This window comes from Rhodococcus ruber NBRC 15591, assembly GCF_001894945.1.
Lineage (GTDB): Bacteria > Actinomycetota > Actinomycetes > Mycobacteriales > Mycobacteriaceae > Rhodococcus > Rhodococcus ruber.
On record NZ_BCXE01000033.1, the window covers coordinates 138,640 to 154,232 of the forward strand.

Here is a 15,593-nt window from a genome sequence, read left to right on the forward strand (position 1 = left end):
CCGTAGTTCCAAGGAGGACATTCATGACCGTCATCGAGACGCACACTGCCGAACGCGCGTCGCGCGCCACCGTGTACGACGGGCGTCTGGAATGGACGTCGGCCTGCCCGCTCAGCCACCTCATCCCCGGTCGCGGCGTCGCCGTGCTGCTGCGCGGCGGGGAGCAGGTCGCACTGTTCCTGCTCGACGACGGCACGTTGCGGGCGGTGGGCAACTTCGACCCGTTCGGCCGGGCCGCGGTGATGTCGCGCGGGATCGTCGGCGACCGCAGCGGGGAGCCGACCGTCGCGTCCCCGCTGCTCAAACAGGTCTTCTCGCTGGACGACGGACGCTGCCTCGACGACCCGTCGGTCCGCCTGCCCGTGTACGACGTGCGGGTGTGGGCCGGAGTCGTCCAGATCCACAGTCTCGTGCCCGTGCACCGCGGTTACGGCGAGCGTTCGTGAGCGAGGACACCGTGCCGCTGCACGGCTTCACGATCGGCATCACCGCCGCGCGCCGCGCCGACGAGTTCGCCACCCTGCTGACCCGGCGCGGCGCGGAGATCGTCCATGCACCCGCCATCCGCATCATCCCGCTCGCGGACGACGCCGAGCTCGAGCGAGTGACGCGCGACATCCTCGACACCCCGCCGGACATCACCGTGGCCACCACGGCGATCGGCTTCCGCGGCTGGATGGGGGCCGCGGACGGCTGGGGCCTCGCCGAGCAACTCGGCGAGGCCCTGGGCGGCAGCCGCATCCTCGCCCGCGGGCCGAAGGTCACCGGCGCGATCCGCGCGGCCGACCTGCGGGAGGAGTGGTCCCCGGCGTCCGAGTCCTCCGCCGAGGTGCTCGAGCACCTCCTGGCGGAGGGCGTGGAGGGGGTGCGGATCGCGGTGCAGCTGCACGGCGCCCGGACCGAGTGGGAGCCCGGTGCGGATCTGTGCGAGGTGCTGCGCGACGCCGGTGCCGACGTGGTGGCGGTCCCGGTGTACCGGTGGACCCCGCCCGACGATCCCACCGCGATGGACCGGCTCATCGAGCAGATCGCCGACCACAGCATCGACGCGGTGAGCTTCACCAGCGCCCCGGCCGTCGCGTCGCTGCTGCTGCGTTCCAAGGCCACCGGCATGCTCGAGGCGATGCTGCGCGCCCTGCGCACCGGCGTCACCGCGGTGTGCGTGGGTCCCGTGACGGCCGCGCCCCTGGTCGAGCTGGAGGTGCCGGTCTCGGCGCCGGGCCGGGCACGGCTCGGATCCCTCGCCCGGCACCTCGCCGAGGAGCTGCCGCGGCGCGCCCACCGCATCGAGGCGGGCGGGCACGTGCTCAGCGTCCGCGGCCGGTGCGTCGTGGTCGACGGGGAGATCCGCTGCCTGGCGCCCGCCGCGATGGCGTTGATGCGGACCCTGGCCGCCCGCCCCGGCCGGGTCGTCTCCCGTGAGGAACTGCTCGCTGCGCTGCCCGGGGGCGGAGGCGACACCCATGCCGTGGAAACCGCGGTGGCGCGGCTGCGGTCCGCGCTCGGCGCCCCCGCGATCGTGCAGACCGTCGTCAAGCGCGGCTACCGGCTCGCGGTGGACCCCACCGGCTGCGCCGACAAGGACTACCCGATCAACTAGGGGCATCGTCCCCGGCCGACCCGTTCCCGACCAGGAGTTGTGACCATGACCGACCCGGCTCTGCTGCTCGTCGCCCACGGCACGCGCAATCCGCGCGGCGTCGAGACGATTGCGGCCCTCGCCGACGCCGTCTCCCACGAGGTGGGCACGACCCGCGTCGCCTTCGTCGACGTCCTCGGGCCTTCGCCGTCGGAGGTGCTGCGCCGCTCCGGGCGACCCACCGTGCTGGTGCCCGCCTTCCTCGCCTCCGGCTACCACGTGCACGCCGACGTACCCCGGGAGGTCACCGACAGTGGGCATCGCGCCGTGGCGGTCACCCGCGCGCTGGGACCCGATCCCGTGCTCGCCCGGGTGCAGCTGCAGCGCCTCGCCGCGGCCGGCTGGCGACCAGGGGACGCGGTGGTGCTCGCCGCGGCGGGCTCCTCCGACCCGCGCGCCGTCGGCGACGTGCGCCGGGCCGCGGGCATGTTGTCGGCCCTCGCGCGCGTCGCCGTGCGAGTCGGGTACGTCGCCACGGGATCTCCACGCGTGCCGGACGTCGTCGCCGAACTGCGCGCCGCGGGTGCGCGCCGGGTGTTCGTCGCGTCGTACCTGCTCGCCGACGGCCTGTTCCACGCGCGTCTCGCCGACGCGGGCGCCGACGGCGTGGCGGCACCGCTCGGAGTGCACGACTCGATCGTGCGCCTGGTGGCCGACCGGTACCGGTCCGCGGCCACGGCGCTGCTCACCGCGGAGCCGCTGCGCAGGTGAGCTTGCCGACACGGCGCGGGCGATGAGAGCTGCGCCCCGTATCGTCGATCCCCGTGTCCGAAGCGATGGTAGAGCCGGGAGCCGGGTCCCGGAGTGACGCGGCGTGCCCGCCGCTCCCGGCACCGGGGCCGGCCCGGACGCTCCTGCTCGGCGTGCCCAGGCGAGGCCGGCGCTGGCCCGGCGCACTGCGCGCCGCCGTCGCGGTGGCGCTGCCCGGCCTCGCCGGTCTTGCGTTCGGTCACGGACCCGTCGCCGCGACCGTCGCCCTCGGGGCGTTCGCCGTCGTGTACGGCGAGGGTCGCGCCTACCGGGCACGGTGGAAGGTGGTGCTGTTCGTCGCGGCGGCACTCGTCGTGCTGGCCGGTGTGGGTGCCGGGGTCGGTGTGCTCGTGCAGTCGGGGGCGTCGTGGACGTGGCTCCTGCTCGTGGCGGTCATGACGGCCGTCGTCGCCGTGGGTGCCTTCCTGGTCGACGCGTTGCGGTTCGGTGCCCCCGGTGCGTTCCTGCCGCTGCTGACCCTGGAGATCGCCGCGGCGCTGCCGAGTGCGGGTGTGCCGGTCGGCGCGGTCGTGTCGTGGACGGCGGTGGGTGCGGGCACGGCGGTTGTCGTGTCGATGTCCGGCGTGGTGGTCCGGCCCCGCACGCCCGAGCGTGTCGCGGTGGCGGCGGCCGTGTCGGCCGTCGCCACCTGCCTGCGCTCCCCGGCGGCGCTCGGCCCGCGACACGAGGCGGTCCGGGCACTGCACGCCGCATGGATGTGCCTGCACGACGGGCGGATCGGCGACGGTGACCATCCACTGACCGGGGCGCTCCGAGCGGCGCACCTGCGGCTCGCGACCCTCGTCGCGGGCACCGACGAGGGCGCCGCCTCCGAGACCGACGACCTGCGACCGCAACCGCCACTGCCGCGCCCGTCGGCGCGATACCGGCTCGCCCGGGCAGCTCGGCCCGGCAGCCGATCCTGGACCATCGTCGTGCGCCTTGCCGTGGCCGGTCCCGTCGCGGGCGCACTGGCACTCGCGGGCGGTGTCGGACGACCGGACTGGGCGGTGATCACGGCGGCGATGGTGCTGCATCAGGGACCCGACCGGGTGCTGGGCAGCTACCGGGGTCTGCACCGGTTCGCCGGTACCGTCGTGGGCCTCGGCGTGCTGGCCGCGGTCGTGTGGGCGGCGCCGACGGCGGTGGGGGTCGTCGTGGTGGTGGCGGTGCTGCTGGCCGGAACCGAGGAATACCTCGTCCGCAACTACGGGGTGGCGATGGTGTTCATCACGCCGCTCGCGCTGCTGCTCGGGGGCGGTGGGGTGCCGCACGACTTCACCGTGGTGGCTCGCGACCGGTTGCTCGAAACGGTGATCGGCGTGCTCGCCGCCGTCGCGGTGCTGTGGTTCGTGTTGCCGTCCGCGCATCGCCGCGTGCTGCGCTTCGCCGACGCGCGGGTCGCCGAGACGGTCGCCACCATCGTGCAGGCGCGCGCGGCGGGGGAGCGGACCGCGCTGCCGGAACTGTGCCGCGACCTGGAGTTCGATCTGCACGCCGCGACGACCGCAGCGATCGTCGCGGCCCACTCCGAACCCGCCTGGACGCGCGACCGGTGGCCGGAGCACCGGCGACTCCACGAGACCGGATACCGGGTCCTCACGCATCCGGGCTGACCGTTGCCGGTCACTGCGGCAGCGGCACCAGCTCCACCGGATCGCCGTTCTCCGCGCCGGGTGGCACGAGCGCGATCGCGCGCCGTCCGATCAGTCCCGCCAGGTGCGCGGTGCGGACCGCGTTGTCGCACACCCACGATCCGTTGCCGGTCTGTCGGGCCGGCAGCAGCCGGGTGACGTCACCGCTCACCTGCGAGGCGTTCGCCAGCGGTGCGGTCCACGGTGCCTGCGGCCGGCGGCCCGTCAGACCGTCGACGACGGCGGGCAGCATCACCAGCAGCGTCGCGACGGCCGCGACCGGATTGCCCGGCAGGCCGAGCACCACTCGGCCGTCCGGCAGCACGGCTGTCACCTGGGACCCGCCCGGCTTGCACCGGACCCGTTCGACGACGATCGACGCGCCGGCCCGCGCCAGCGCAGATCGCAACTGGTCCGCGGCCCCGCCGCCGGTCGCCCCGGCGACGACGATCGCGTCGACGCCGGTGGTCTCGCCGAACAGCCGGTCGAACCCGTCGCCGGTGTCGCGCAGGTGCGCCTCCCCGGCGACGGCGGCCCCGCACCACTGCACGAACCGCGGCAGGACGGGACCGAGCGAATCTCGGGTCTGACCCTCGCGCAGCGGCCCGTCGCGGCGGATCTCGTCGCCGGTGACGACCACGTGGACCCGCACGGGTCCGCGGACCTGCACGGCGGTCACCTCGCCGCTCAGCGCCGCGGAGATCACCGCCGGGCCCAGGGCGACGCCCGCCGCGGCGAGTTCGACGCCGGGCGCCCAGTCCTCCCCGCGACGGCGCGCGTCGTCGCGCACCGGGGCATCGGGTATCCGGGTGACGGTGCCGTCGGTCACCTCGACGTGTTCGTCGCGCACGACCGTCGTCGCGCCGGGCGGCAGGTAGGCGCCGGTGGCGATGCGCGCCGCCTGGCCGTTCTGCAGGGTGAACGGCTCGGTCGCGCCGGCCCGGTGGACCTCGGCGCGCAGCAGCCACGGTCCGTCGCCGGCGACGGCGTATCCGTCCATCGCCGACACCGCGGCTCTCGGCAGCGCCTCGGCGGCGACGAGCGGTGCGGCGAGGGTGGCGCCCTCCGCCTCGTGCGGCGCGCGGGTGCGGACCGGCAACCGCGGCAGCGACTTCCGGAGCGCCGCGCGCGCGGCCTCGGGGTCGGCCGCGATCAGCCCGGAACGGGCGGCCCGGGCCTGCGCGAGCTCCTGCGGTGTGTCGCAGTCCGCGGTCCCCGCCACCGGGACCGTGACGTATCGCTCCGGCAGCAGGGCCTTCATCGGTTGATTGGCCGGATCCGCCCCCAGCGCGGCGAGGTGGCCGGCGAGCGCGGGACCACGCCACGCGGCGAGCAGGAACTGGATCCGCCCCGAGTCGTCGACCGCGAACGCCGCGTCGGATCCCGGGGCTCCGCGCAGGGCCTCGACGAGTGCGGCGACCGTGTCCGCGGTGAGGAACGGCAGGTCCGCGGCGAGGGTCAGCACCACCGGCTCGTGGACGCCCGCGGCGGCGAGCGCGGCAACCGGCCCGGCCCCGGCGGGCTCTTCCTGTACCTGAATCACCGCGGGGTCGAGATCGTCGCGTCGTGGTCCGACGACGGCGATCCGCCGGCACCCGCCCACCGCGGTCAAGGCGATGTCGAGCAGTCGCCGTCCCCCGACGACGAGCGCGGGCTTGTCGACACCGCCCATGCGGGTCGCGCGCCCACCCGCGACGATGACGGCCTCCACGTCGGTCAGCGAACTCATGAGGTCATGCTGCCCGACGCCGGCCGGCGCGGCGTGCCGGGCCGGGTCAGTCCGGCGTGTGACGACTGCGCGGCGGCCCGCCGATCCCACACCGGCCCCCGCGTCGGCGGGGTGCGCGGCGGCCGGTGCACGCGTGCGGGAGGTCCTGCTGCGGTGCCTGCCCGGGCGGCGCGGTTCGCACCGCCCGCGGGGGTGTCGCTGTGCTGCCGGCTGCGGGACGGCCTCGGCTCCACCCGTCTCGTCGCCGCGACGGAACGGCAGGACTCGTCCTGCCGCCGGGCACCCGATTCGGCGCCGGTCGTGCGTTCGACGACCATCAGCGCCGGCCGTTCACCCAAGCGGTCGCGGACCTACTCGCCGCGGTCGACGTGCCGGCCGGGCTCGGCGCGGCCGTCCTGGAGCCGCGTGCAGCGGCACCAGGTGTGAGCCGGTTCAGAACCGGTGTCGCGCCGCCGCGAGATCGACCCGGCCGTCGCGGATCGGCACTCCCTCCCGGCCCAGCCTGGCGAGCTGCCGGTGGGCCAGGTGCGCGGCGGGCCTCCCGGAGGCCGGGACCACCCGGTGCCACGGCAGGTCCGCGCTGTCGGTCCGCATGATCCAGCCCACGGTGCGCGGGCTGGACAGTCCGGCCGCCGCCGCGACGTCGCCGTAGGTGGTCACGCGGCCTTCGGGGACCGCCGCGACCAGTTCCCGGACGCGTTCGACGTCGGCCTCGCTCGTCGCCGGCACCTACAGCAGCTTCCGGACGAGGGCCGCCGTCTCCTGCGGTCGTGCCTGTTCGATCATGTGGTCGCAGTCGAGGTCGAGTGTCGTGAGGTTCGTGCCGAGCCGGTCGGCGAGGGCGGCCCGGAACTCGTCGGTGACGTACGGCGGCTGCACCTTCGCGGCCCGCGCGACGATCGTGGGCAGGTGGGCCGGGGGCAGGACGAACTCGCGTGCCAGCTCGCTCCACGACGCCACGAGCGCGGGAACGCACAGCCGCCAGTTGACCCGGCCGGAATCGAGGGTGACCAGGTGCTCGGCGAGTTCGGCGTCGAGCAGCGCGGGATCGACCTCACCCCAGGAACCGTTCGTCTTGTCGGCACGGGCCTCGGCCGCGTCCGTGTAGTCGGGGTGCTGCACCGTCAGCTCCGCGATCTCGAGCATGCGTTCCGGCGGCAGCCCGATCGCCGGATCCAGCAGCACCAGACCGCGCACCCGCTCGGGCGCAGCCGCGGCCAGATGCACGGCCAGGGCACCGCCGAACGAATGGCCGACCACCAGCACCGGACCCGAGGCGTGGGCGTCGAGGACGGTGAGCAGGTCCCGTACGTGTGTCTCGAAGTTCCACGGCGGCGTCCACGGGGAGCGGCCGTGTCCGCGCAGGTCCGGCGCGAGCACCCGTGCATGGGGGAGGTGCTGCGACGCGAGGTGCTCCCAGCGCCGGCCGTGACCGGTGAGGCCGTGCAGGGCGAGCAGCTGCGGACCGTCGACGGGACCGAACAGGTGGGTGTGCAGTTCGTTCACCCGTCGATTGTGTCAGGGCCGCGGCCGGCTCCAGGGGCAGCCGATGCGCTCGCACGGGACCGGTGCGGCCGTGTCGGCCGATCGGCAGGGACGGGCCGGGCTCCCGGACCGGGGGTGGATTCGGTCTCGCGGGCGGTCAGACCGGCCGTGCCGGCGGGAACGACCACCGCGGCGACGGGGCGGCCGCTCACCCGGTCACGAACCACCACGGGGGGTCCGTCCTCGTCGGCGCAGTAGCGGTCGCCCCACTGGAGAAGTGCGACCAGGACGGGGAAGAGGTCCATGCCCTTGTCGGTGAGCCGGTACTCGTTGCGGGTGCGGTGTCCGGCCTCCCGGTACGGCGCCGGGCGCAGGATTCCCGCCGCCACCAGTTTGCGCAGGCGGTCGGCCAGGATCGGCTCGGACATCCCGATGTGCCGCCGCATGTCGTCGAACCGGCGCACGCCGTTGAACGCCTCCCGCAGGACGAGCAGGGTCCACTTCTCGCCGATCACGTCCAATGTCCGCTGCACGGAACAGTTCGTCGTGTCCGTCTCCAACCAGCGCATGCCCCGAGGCTAGCCCCTTGCTCACTGCAATTTCAGAAGTTAGCGTGGCGCCATGGACACCACCGGTACCGATCTCCCCAGCGACAGCGCCTTCCTGCAGGCCGCGGGCCTCGTGCTCGACGAGGTCTCCGGCACCCGGGTCACCGGGCACATCGATCTGGGGCGGGACCATCACACCCCGTGGGGCGTCGTGCACGGCGGTGTCTACACCACCGCCGTCGAATCCGCGGCCAGCGCCGGAGCCAGCGCCGCTGTCCAGGACCGCGGCCAGTTCGCGGTCGGGGTCCACAACAGCACCGACTTCCTGCGCTCGAGCACGGGTGAGCGCGTCGACGTCGTCGCCGAACCACTTCAGCAGGGCCGCGTCCAGCAGCTGTGGCTCGTCACCGTCACCGGCACCGAGAGCGGCAGGACCCTGGCGCGCGGTCAGGTCCGGCTGCAGAACGTTCCGCTGCCCGGCTGACTCGCCGCTCGCGGTCGGTTTCATGGTCGCCGCTCGCGGTTGTGCCGTCTTCGCCGCTCGCGGCGGTGCCGTCTTCGCCGCTCGCGGCGGTGCCGTCTTCGCCGCTCGCGGCGGTGCCGTCTTCGCCGCTCGCGGCGTGTCGGACCCGTCTGCTGGAATGGCCGCATGACCGACGCCGACCTTCGCCCCGACGCCCGGCCGCAGCAGGTCGAGGTGCGTCTGGTGCCGAGGCCGGACGAGGCACCCCCGCAGCGCCGATGGCCCGAGGACGTGCAGCGGCTGTTCGCGGACTCGCCGCCCCTGCCGCAGTGGCGGCCGTGGCAGGTGCTGGGCGGTCCCGGGACGGGAAAGACGGCGCTGCTCGTGGACCTGGCCGTCGCCCGGATCGTCGCCGGCGCCGACCCGGAATCGGTGCTGGTGCTCACCCATTCGCGACGCGCCGCCACCGAGGTCCGCGAGGCGATCACCGCCGGGTTGCTCCGCGCGGGGGTGGCTGGCGGCGGTCCCCGCGCCACGCGGGAGCCACTGGTGCGCACCGTCCACTCGTACGCGTTCGCGGTGCTGCGGCTGCAGGCGTCCACACACGGCAACCCGCCGCCGCGCCTGATCACCGGAGCCGAGCAGGACGCCGTCCTGCGCGAGTTGTTGCGCGGAGATCTCGACGACGGCGCAGGAATGTGGCCCGAGCGGCTGCGGCCCGCGCTCGGCATGACCGGATTCGCAGTGGAGCTGCGGGACCTGATGTTGCGCGCCAACGAACGCGGTCTCGGCCCGGAGGACCTGATCGAGCTCGGGCAGCAGCGATCGCGACCGGAATGGGTCGCCGTCGGCGAGTTCGCCGCCCGGTACGAGCAGATCATGCTGCTGCGCGGTGCCGTGGGCATGGAGGCCCCCGAGGCCACCGCGCCCGCCCTCGACGCCGCCGAACTCGTCGGTGCCGCCCTCGCCGCATTCGTCACCGATCCGGACCTGCTCGCGCGGGAACGCTCCCGGATCCGGCACCTGCTCGTCGACGACGCGCAACATCTCGATCCGCAGGCCGCGCAGTTGGTGCGCGTCGTCGGCCTCGGCACCCGCACCACCACCATCGCCGGTGACCCGGACCAGGCGGTCTTCACCTTCCGCGGTGCCGACCCGGCCTTTCTCGCCTCGCTCGCCGACGACGACCCGAGCCGCCGCGTGGTGCTCGGAACCAACCATCGCGCCGCCCCGGAGGTGGCAGAACTCGTCGGCCGGATCACCCGGCGGCTCTCCGGTCTCCCGCCGCACCGCGGCGCACCCGCCGTCCCCTCGGACGATCCGGGAACCGTGCGGGTCCGGGTGCTGCCGACGCCGGCGAAGGAGGCCGCGCTCGTCGCAGACACGCTGCGCCGCGCCCACCTCGTCGACGGGGTGCCGTGGTCCCGCATGGCCGTCGTGGTGCGGTCGGTGCCGCGTTCGCTCGCTCCGCTGCGGCGGGCCCTGCTGGCCGCCGGGGTGCCGGTGACCACAGCTGCATCCGAGCTTCCGCTGGCCCGCCAGCACGGGGTCGCCGGGCTGCTGCTCGTGCTGCGGGCGCTGTCCGGGCTGCCGTTCGGTGGTGAGGAGGCGCTCGCCCTGCTGTCCGGTCCCGTCGGCGGAGCCGAACCGGTCGCGCTGCGCCGCCTGCGCCGGGGCCTGCGCCGGGTCGAACTCGCCGCCGGGGGCGACCGTGACTCGGCCGAACTGCTGCGGCTGCTGCTCGTCGACGACGAGAGCGAGGACGCCGAACGGCTCGTGCACGGCCTCACCGACGTCGAGGCGGCGCCGCTGAAGAAGGCGCAGTCCGTGCTGCGCAAGGCACGGGAGGCCGCGCGCCGCGGCGGCGGGATCGAGGACGTGCTGTGGGAGGCGTGGCAGGCCACCGGCCTCGAACGCAAGTGGTCCGCGGCATCCGAACGCGGTGGACCCGTCGGCGCGCAGGCGGATCGCGACCTCGACGGCATCGTGGCGCTGTTCGACGCCGCCGCCGACTACGTCGACCGGCTGCCGCGCGCCCAGCTCGCCGGATTCGTCGACTACCTCACCGAGCAGGAGATCCCGGGTTCCGTCCGCGCCCGCCTCGTCGCGCAGGCAGAGGCGGTGACCGTCGTCAGTGCGCACTCGGCGGCCGGCCGCGAGTGGGACGTCGTGGCGGTCGCAGGCGTGCAGGAGGGCCTTTGGCCGAGCCTGCGGGCCCGCGGCACCCTGCTCGGGATCGAGACGCTGATCGACGCGGTCTCCGGGGCCGACGACGGTGGCGACGGCACGACGCGGCTCTCCCGCACCGCCCCGCTGCTGGCCGACGAGCGCCGCCTGTTCCTCGTCGCGTGCAGTCGCGCGCGGCGCACCCTCCTCGTCACCGCCGTGGAATCGGTCGGCGGCGACACCGACATGGTGCGGTCCCGGTTCGTCGACGAGTTGGTGGGCGCGGCCTCGGACGACGAGGTCGACGAGCCGGGGGAGGACGTCTCGGTACTGCCGGAGGAGATCCGCACCCGCGTGCTCGCGCTGCCCACCCTCGTCGCCGAGCTGCGCAGCGTCGTGTGCGATCCCGTGGTGGCCCGCGACGACCCTCAGCGGCAACGCCGGGCAGCGGCACAGCTCGCGCGGCTCGCCCGGGCCCGGGTGCGCGGCGCACATCCGGACCAGTGGTACGGCACCGCCGAACCCAGCACGCAGCAGGAACTGTGGGACCCCGGGGCCGACGCGGTGCCGCTGTCGCCGTCGACGGTCGAACAGCTCACCACGTGCCCGCTGCGGTGGATGTTCGAGCGGCACGGTGGCTCCGAGGGCGACAACACCCACGCTGTCGCGGGGAGCCTGGTGCACACGCTGGTCCAGGCGCTCGCCGGACGGATCCCGCCGGACCAGGTGGAGCGGGCGCTCGAACGGGCTTGGGACTCGGTCGATCTCGGCTCGCAGTGGTACGCCCGTCGCGAGCTCGAGCGCACCCGCGCCATGCTGGACACGTTCTCGGCGTGGCTGCGCGGTACCCGTGGCGAGCTCACCGAGGTCGGTGTCGAGATCGCCGTCGACGGCATCCTCGAACCCCGGACCGACGACGAGCCGCGGGTGCGGTTGCGTGGCCGGATCGACCGGCTCGAGCGGGACCCCGAGGGGCGGCCGGTGATCATCGACGTCAAGACCGCGCGCCATCCCGTCACCAAGGAAGCGGCGCAGGAGCACGCGCAGCTGGCGGCCTACCAGGTCGCCGCCGCGGCCGGCGCGATCGACGGGCAGCCCGCCGCCGAACCCGGCGGGGCACGGTTGGTGTTCGTCGCCAAACCTCACAACAAGGAGGGCGCCACCCAGCGGGTGCAGCCTCCGCTGGACGCCGAGACGCTCGACCGTTGGCGTGACGTGATCCACGAAGCAGCCGCGGCCACCCGGGGACCGCAGTTCCTGGCCCGGGTCAACGACGGGTGCCGGCACTGCCCGGTCCTGTCGAGCTGCCCGGCGCACGACGAGGGCAGGCAGGTGACGGGACAGTGACACCACCGACGGTGACCGCGGCCGAGTTGGCAGCCGCGCTCGGGCAGTTCCCGCCGACCGACGAGCAGGCCGCGGTGATCGAGGCGCCGCTGCGGCCCACGCTCGTCGTCGCCGGCGCCGGGGCCGGCAAGACCGAGACGATGGCGGCGCGGGTCGTCTGGCTCGTCGCGAACGGTTTCGTCGACCCGGAACAGGTGCTGGGCCTGACATTCACGCGCAAGGCCGCCCAGCAGCTCACCACCCGGATCCGCCGGCGGCTCGCGAAGCTCGCCGGTTCGCCGCTGGTGCGCGACCTCGACCCCACCGGCGGGCTACGGGCCCGCATTCTCGCCGGGGAGCCGGAGGTGGGCACCTATCACTCGTACGCCGGGCGACTGCTCGGTGAGCACGGGCTGCTGTTGCCCATCGAACCGTCGGCGACGCTGCTGTCCGAGACCGAACTGTGGCAACTCGCGTATCGCGTGGTCAGCGCCTGGGACGGCGACCTCGACACCGACCGCAATCCCGCGTCGGTCACCGAGTGCGTGCTGGCGCTGGCGGGACAGCTCGCCGAGCACCTCGTCGAGCCGGACGACCTGCGCGTCGCGCACACCGAGCTGGACAAACTCGTGCACACGCTGCCCGCGGGCCCCAAGCAACGTGGGGGCCCGGCGAAGACCCTGCTGAACATTCTCGACGTGCAGCAGTCGCGGATCGAACTGCTGCCCCTGGTCGAGCGGTTGGCGCAGACGCTGCGCCGCGAGGGCGCGCTGGACTTCGGCAGCCAGATGTCGCTCGCGGCCCGGATGGCGCGCGACCACCCGGAGGTGGGCCGTGCCGAGCGGGCCCGGTTCCGCGTGGTGCTGCTCGACGAGTACCAGGACACCGGCCACGCCCAGCGCGTCCTGCTGTCGTCGCTGTTCGGCGGTTCGCCGTCCGGCAGGACCGAGGACCCCATGCCCGCCGTGACCGCGGTGGGCGACCCGATGCAGTCGATCTACGGATGGCGTGGCGCGTCCGCGGCGAATCTGCCCCGGTTCTCGACGGACTTTCCGCTGGCGGACGGCAGCCCCGCACCGCGGCTCGAGCTGCTCACCAGCTGGCGCAACCCCCCCGAGGCCCTGGAGCTGGCGAACTCGGCGTCGGAGCCGTTGCGGCACAAGGGTGTCCAGGTGAGCATGCTGCGCGCCAAGCCCGAGCCGGTCACCGGTGACGTCCGGCTCGCCCTGCACACCGACGTCGAGGCCGAACGGGAATGGGTGGCGGAGCGGATCGCCGCCGAGTACGCGGCCGCCCGGGAGTCCGAGGCGCCGCCGCCCACCGCGGCGGTGCTGGTGCGCCGCAACGCCGACGCCGCACCGATCGCCGAGGCACTGCGCGCCCGCGGGCTGCCCGTCGAAGTCGTCGGTCTCGGCGGCCTGTTGCACACCCCCGAGGTCGCGGACGTGATCGCCATGCTGCGGCTGGCCGCGGACCCGACGGCTGGCAGCGCGGCCGTGCGGGTGTTGACCGGGGCCCGCTGGCAGCTCGGCGCCGCCGACCTGCAGGCGCTCTGGCGACGGGCCGGTGAACTCGCCATCGGGGGCCGGTTCGGCGTCGGCGGCTCGGTCACCGACTCGGCCGCCCTGGCCGAGGCGCTCGACAGCGCCCTGCCGGGCGAGCAGTCCGAGCAGGCGGGGATCGCCGACGCACTCTCCGATCCCGGTCCACCGCACCGCTATTCGGAGTTCGGGTACGCGCGCATCGTCGCGCTCGGCAAGGAACTGGCGTCCCTGCGGGAGCGGCTGGGCCAGCCGCTGACGGAACTCGTCGCGGAGGTGGAACGGGTCCTGGGCATCGGCATCGAGGCGCAGGCCAGGGCCGGCAGCGACGGCGGAGTCGGCCGGGAGAACCTCGACGCCTTCGCCGACGTGGTCGCCGGGTACGCGAGCCGCGGTTCGGCGACGTTGACCGGCCTGCTCGCCTATCTCTCCGCGGCGGAGGAGATCGAGGGCGGACTCGCCCCGGGCGAGGTGCAGGTCGCCACCGAGCGGGTGCAGGTGCTCACCGTGCACTCGGCCAAGGGCCTCGAATGGGAGGTGGTGGCGGTTCCGCACCTGACGGCGGGGGTGTTCCCCTCGTCGACGGCGGGCAGCACCTGGCTCGGCGCCCTCGGGGAACTGCCGCCGTCGCTACGTGGCGACCGGGCACTGCCGGACGAGAACAGCGAAGGTGTCCCCGTCCTCGATCTCGAGGACGTCTACGACCGCAGGTCGCTCGAGGACCGCATCGACACGCACAAGGACGCCCTCAAGCACCGGAAGATGGACGAGGACCGGCGTCTGTTCTACGTCGCGCTCACCCGCACGGAACGAGCCCTGTTCGTCTCCGGCCATCACTGGGCCGAGTCCGGAACGGAGCCGAAGGGACCGTCCCCGTTCCTGTCCGAACTGCACGAGCTGGTGGCGGAGCGACCCGGACTCGGTCGCGTCGAGATCTGGGCCCCGGCGCCGGAGGCCGGCACCGAGAACCCGATGACCGCGGATCCGCACACGGCCGTGTGGCCCCGCGATCCCCTCGGGCTCCGGCGCCCCTTCGTCGAGCAGGGCGCGGCCCTGGTCCTCGCGGCACTCGAGGAGCCCGAACCCGCGCCTCCGGCGAACCCGGACGACGACCCCGACGACTGGGCCGCGGACGTCGACGCGCTCCTCGCCGAACGGGCCCGTCGTGCCGAGCAGCGTGCCGAGGTGACGTTGCCCGCGCAGATGTCGGTCAGCCAGTTGGTGGATCTGGCTGCGGACCCGGCCGCGCTGGCCGCGCGACTGCGCCGCCCCTTGCCGTTCCGGCCGAACCCGCTCGCGCGGCGCGGCACGGCTTTCCATGCCTGGCTCGAACGCCGGTACGGCGCCACACGGCTGCTCGATCTCGACGAGCTGCCCGGCGCGGACGACGCCGGCGGCGACGAAACCGAACTCGACCGGCTCCAAGAGGCATTCCTGCGGTCGCAGTGGGCCCAGCGCAACCCGGTGGAGGTGGAGGTCCCGTTCGAGACCTCGCTGGCCGGGGTGGTGATCCGCGGCCGGATCGACGCGGTGTTCGAGGATCCGGACGGCGGCTGGACGGTCATCGACTGGAAGACCGGTGCCGAGCCCGACGAGGACCGGCTCGAGGCGGTGGCGATGCAGCTGGCCGCGTACCGCCTGGCCTGGGCGCAGCTGATGGCAGCCCGCACGTTCCGCGCGACCGGCCGGCCGGCCGAGCCGCCGCTCGGCAAGGTCCGGGCCGCCTTCCACTACGTGCGCACGGGACGGACCATCGCACCCGAGGACCTGCCCGGAGCCGAACGGCTGGACCGGCTGGTGCGCAGTGCCGGCGCGGACCGTCCGTCGGCCGGCGAACGAGAGCGACCGGCGTCAGCGGCGCGGGGCGTTGCGCCGGGCCGTGAGCGCCTGGGAGATCAGGGGTAGTTGCAGGGGCAGCCGGGCCACCGCGACCGCCTTCGCGGCCGGGGAGAGCCGCTCACTCCGCAGCCACGTCACGGCCATCTGCACGTTGGCCGGGAACACCGCGATCAGCAGCGCCGCGGCCAACGTCCCGCCGAGCCGGCGGGTCCGCGGAATCGCAAGTGCCGTCCCCACGGTCAGCTCGGCGATCCCGGATGCGTACGTGTACGTGCGCGGCGAGCCCGGCAGCGCCGTCGGCACGATCCGGTCGAAGGGGCGAGGGGAGGCGAAATGCGCCGCGCCCGCGCCGAGGAGGAGCGCGGACAGCCGCAGCGCCGCGCGCTGGGACGGGTGGGTGGACATGCGCGCCACACTAGCGGCCGACGCGTAGGCTGCGAGCCGATGTCAGCAACGAGAACGTCGGTGACCGT

General features: G+C 74.4%; 12 protein-coding genes. 7 read left to right on the top strand and 5 right to left on the bottom strand.

Translation table 11 applies throughout. The features are described 5' to 3' along the window. The first annotated feature begins 23 nt into the window (after positions 1 to 23). From nirD to RR3_RS19580, 4 genes are all read left to right on the top strand, one after another. Complete coding sequence (gene nirD, locus RR3_RS19565; RefSeq protein WP_017679554.1) at positions 24 to 446, top strand: nitrite reductase small subunit NirD; 423 nt, start codon at positions 24 to 26, stop codon at positions 444 to 446. Beyond that, positions 443 to 1,600, top strand: coding sequence for a uroporphyrinogen-III synthase (locus RR3_RS19570; protein WP_061064829.1), 1,158 nt, complete (start codon positions 443 to 445; stop codon positions 1,598 to 1,600). The genes nirD and RR3_RS19570 overlap by 4 nt, the downstream gene beginning before the upstream one ends. A 45-nt stretch (positions 1,601 to 1,645) precedes the next feature. Further along, positions 1,646 to 2,350, top strand: coding sequence for a sirohydrochlorin chelatase (locus tag RR3_RS19575; protein WP_017679552.1), 705 nt, complete (start codon positions 1,646 to 1,648; stop codon positions 2,348 to 2,350). Between the two features lie 65 nt (positions 2,351 to 2,415). Next, positions 2,416 to 4,005, top strand: coding sequence for an FUSC family protein (locus RR3_RS19580; protein ID WP_051059568.1), 1,590 nt, complete (start codon positions 2,416 to 2,418; stop codon positions 4,003 to 4,005). A 10-nt stretch (positions 4,006 to 4,015) separates the two neighbouring features. On the opposite strand, the gene RR3_RS19585 is transcribed toward RR3_RS19580, so the two are convergent. From RR3_RS19585 to RR3_RS19605, 4 genes are all read right to left on the bottom strand, one after another. Beyond that, positions 4,016 to 5,752: an NTP transferase domain-containing protein gene (locus tag RR3_RS19585; RefSeq protein ID WP_010594707.1), complete on the bottom strand. Its 1,737-nt coding sequence runs from the start codon at positions 5,750 to 5,752 to the stop codon at positions 4,016 to 4,018. A 432-nt stretch (positions 5,753 to 6,184) separates the two neighbouring features. Continuing rightward, positions 6,185 to 6,481, bottom strand: coding sequence for an MGMT family protein (locus RR3_RS19595; RefSeq protein WP_010594705.1), 297 nt, complete (start codon positions 6,479 to 6,481; stop codon positions 6,185 to 6,187). Further along, complete coding sequence (locus RR3_RS19600; protein ID WP_010594704.1) at positions 6,482 to 7,258, bottom strand: alpha/beta fold hydrolase; 777 nt, start codon at positions 7,256 to 7,258, stop codon at positions 6,482 to 6,484. After that, a complete protein-coding gene (locus RR3_RS19605; protein ID WP_172603606.1) occupies positions 7,255 to 7,806 on the bottom strand; it encodes a winged helix-turn-helix transcriptional regulator in 552 nt (183 codons plus the stop codon). Before RR3_RS19605 ends, RR3_RS19600 begins: the two co-directional genes overlap by 4 nt. Positions 7,807 to 7,858: 52 nt before the next feature. Here RR3_RS19605 and RR3_RS19610 point away from each other — a divergent pair, with 52 nt between their 5' ends. The 3 genes from RR3_RS19610 (at position 7,859) to RR3_RS19620 (ending at position 15,186) form a co-directional block, all read left to right on the top strand. After that, a complete protein-coding gene (locus RR3_RS19610) occupies positions 7,859 to 8,269 on the top strand; it encodes a PaaI family thioesterase (RefSeq protein ID WP_064066100.1) in 411 nt (136 codons plus the stop codon). Between the two features lie 165 nt (positions 8,270 to 8,434). Next, on the top strand, positions 8,435 to 11,761 hold the full coding sequence (locus RR3_RS19615; RefSeq protein ID WP_064066101.1) for an ATP-dependent helicase: 3,327 nt from the start codon (positions 8,435 to 8,437) through the stop codon (positions 11,759 to 11,761). Continuing rightward, positions 11,758 to 15,186, top strand: coding sequence for an ATP-dependent helicase (locus RR3_RS19620; RefSeq protein WP_234420098.1), 3,429 nt, complete (start codon positions 11,758 to 11,760; stop codon positions 15,184 to 15,186). Before RR3_RS19615 ends, RR3_RS19620 begins: the two co-directional genes overlap by 4 nt. On the opposite strand, the gene RR3_RS19625 is transcribed toward RR3_RS19620, so the two are convergent. After that, positions 15,133 to 15,525: a DoxX family protein gene (locus RR3_RS19625; RefSeq protein ID WP_064066110.1), complete on the bottom strand. Its 393-nt coding sequence runs from the start codon at positions 15,523 to 15,525 to the stop codon at positions 15,133 to 15,135. The genes RR3_RS19620 and RR3_RS19625 overlap by 54 nt on opposite strands. Between the last annotated feature and the right edge of the window lie 68 nt (positions 15,526 to 15,593).

Bases quoted from the DNA above. Each gene is read 5' to 3' on its own strand.
- RR3_RS19580 (WP_051059568.1), top strand. From the start codon at position 2,416: ATGGTAGAGCCGGGAGCCGGGTCCCGGAGTGACGCGGCGTGCCCGCCG.
- RR3_RS19575 (WP_017679552.1), top strand. From the start codon at position 1,646: ATGACCGACCCGGCTCTGCTGCTCGTCGCCCACGGCACGCGCAATCCG.
- RR3_RS19615 (WP_064066101.1), top strand. From the start codon at position 8,435: ATGACCGACGCCGACCTTCGCCCCGACGCCCGGCCGCAGCAGGTCGAG.
- RR3_RS19625 (WP_064066110.1), bottom strand. From the start codon at position 15,525: ATGTCCACCCACCCGTCCCAGCGCGCGGCGCTGCGGCTGTCCGCGCTC.
- RR3_RS19585 (WP_010594707.1), bottom strand. From the start codon at position 5,752: ATGAGTTCGCTGACCGACGTGGAGGCCGTCATCGTCGCGGGTGGGCGC.
- nirD (WP_017679554.1), top strand. From the start codon at position 24: ATGACCGTCATCGAGACGCACACTGCCGAACGCGCGTCGCGCGCCACC.
- RR3_RS19610 (WP_064066100.1), top strand. From the start codon at position 7,859: ATGGACACCACCGGTACCGATCTCCCCAGCGACAGCGCCTTCCTGCAG.
- RR3_RS19605 (WP_172603606.1), bottom strand. From the start codon at position 7,806: ATGCGCTGGTTGGAGACGGACACGACGAACTGTTCCGTGCAGCGGACA.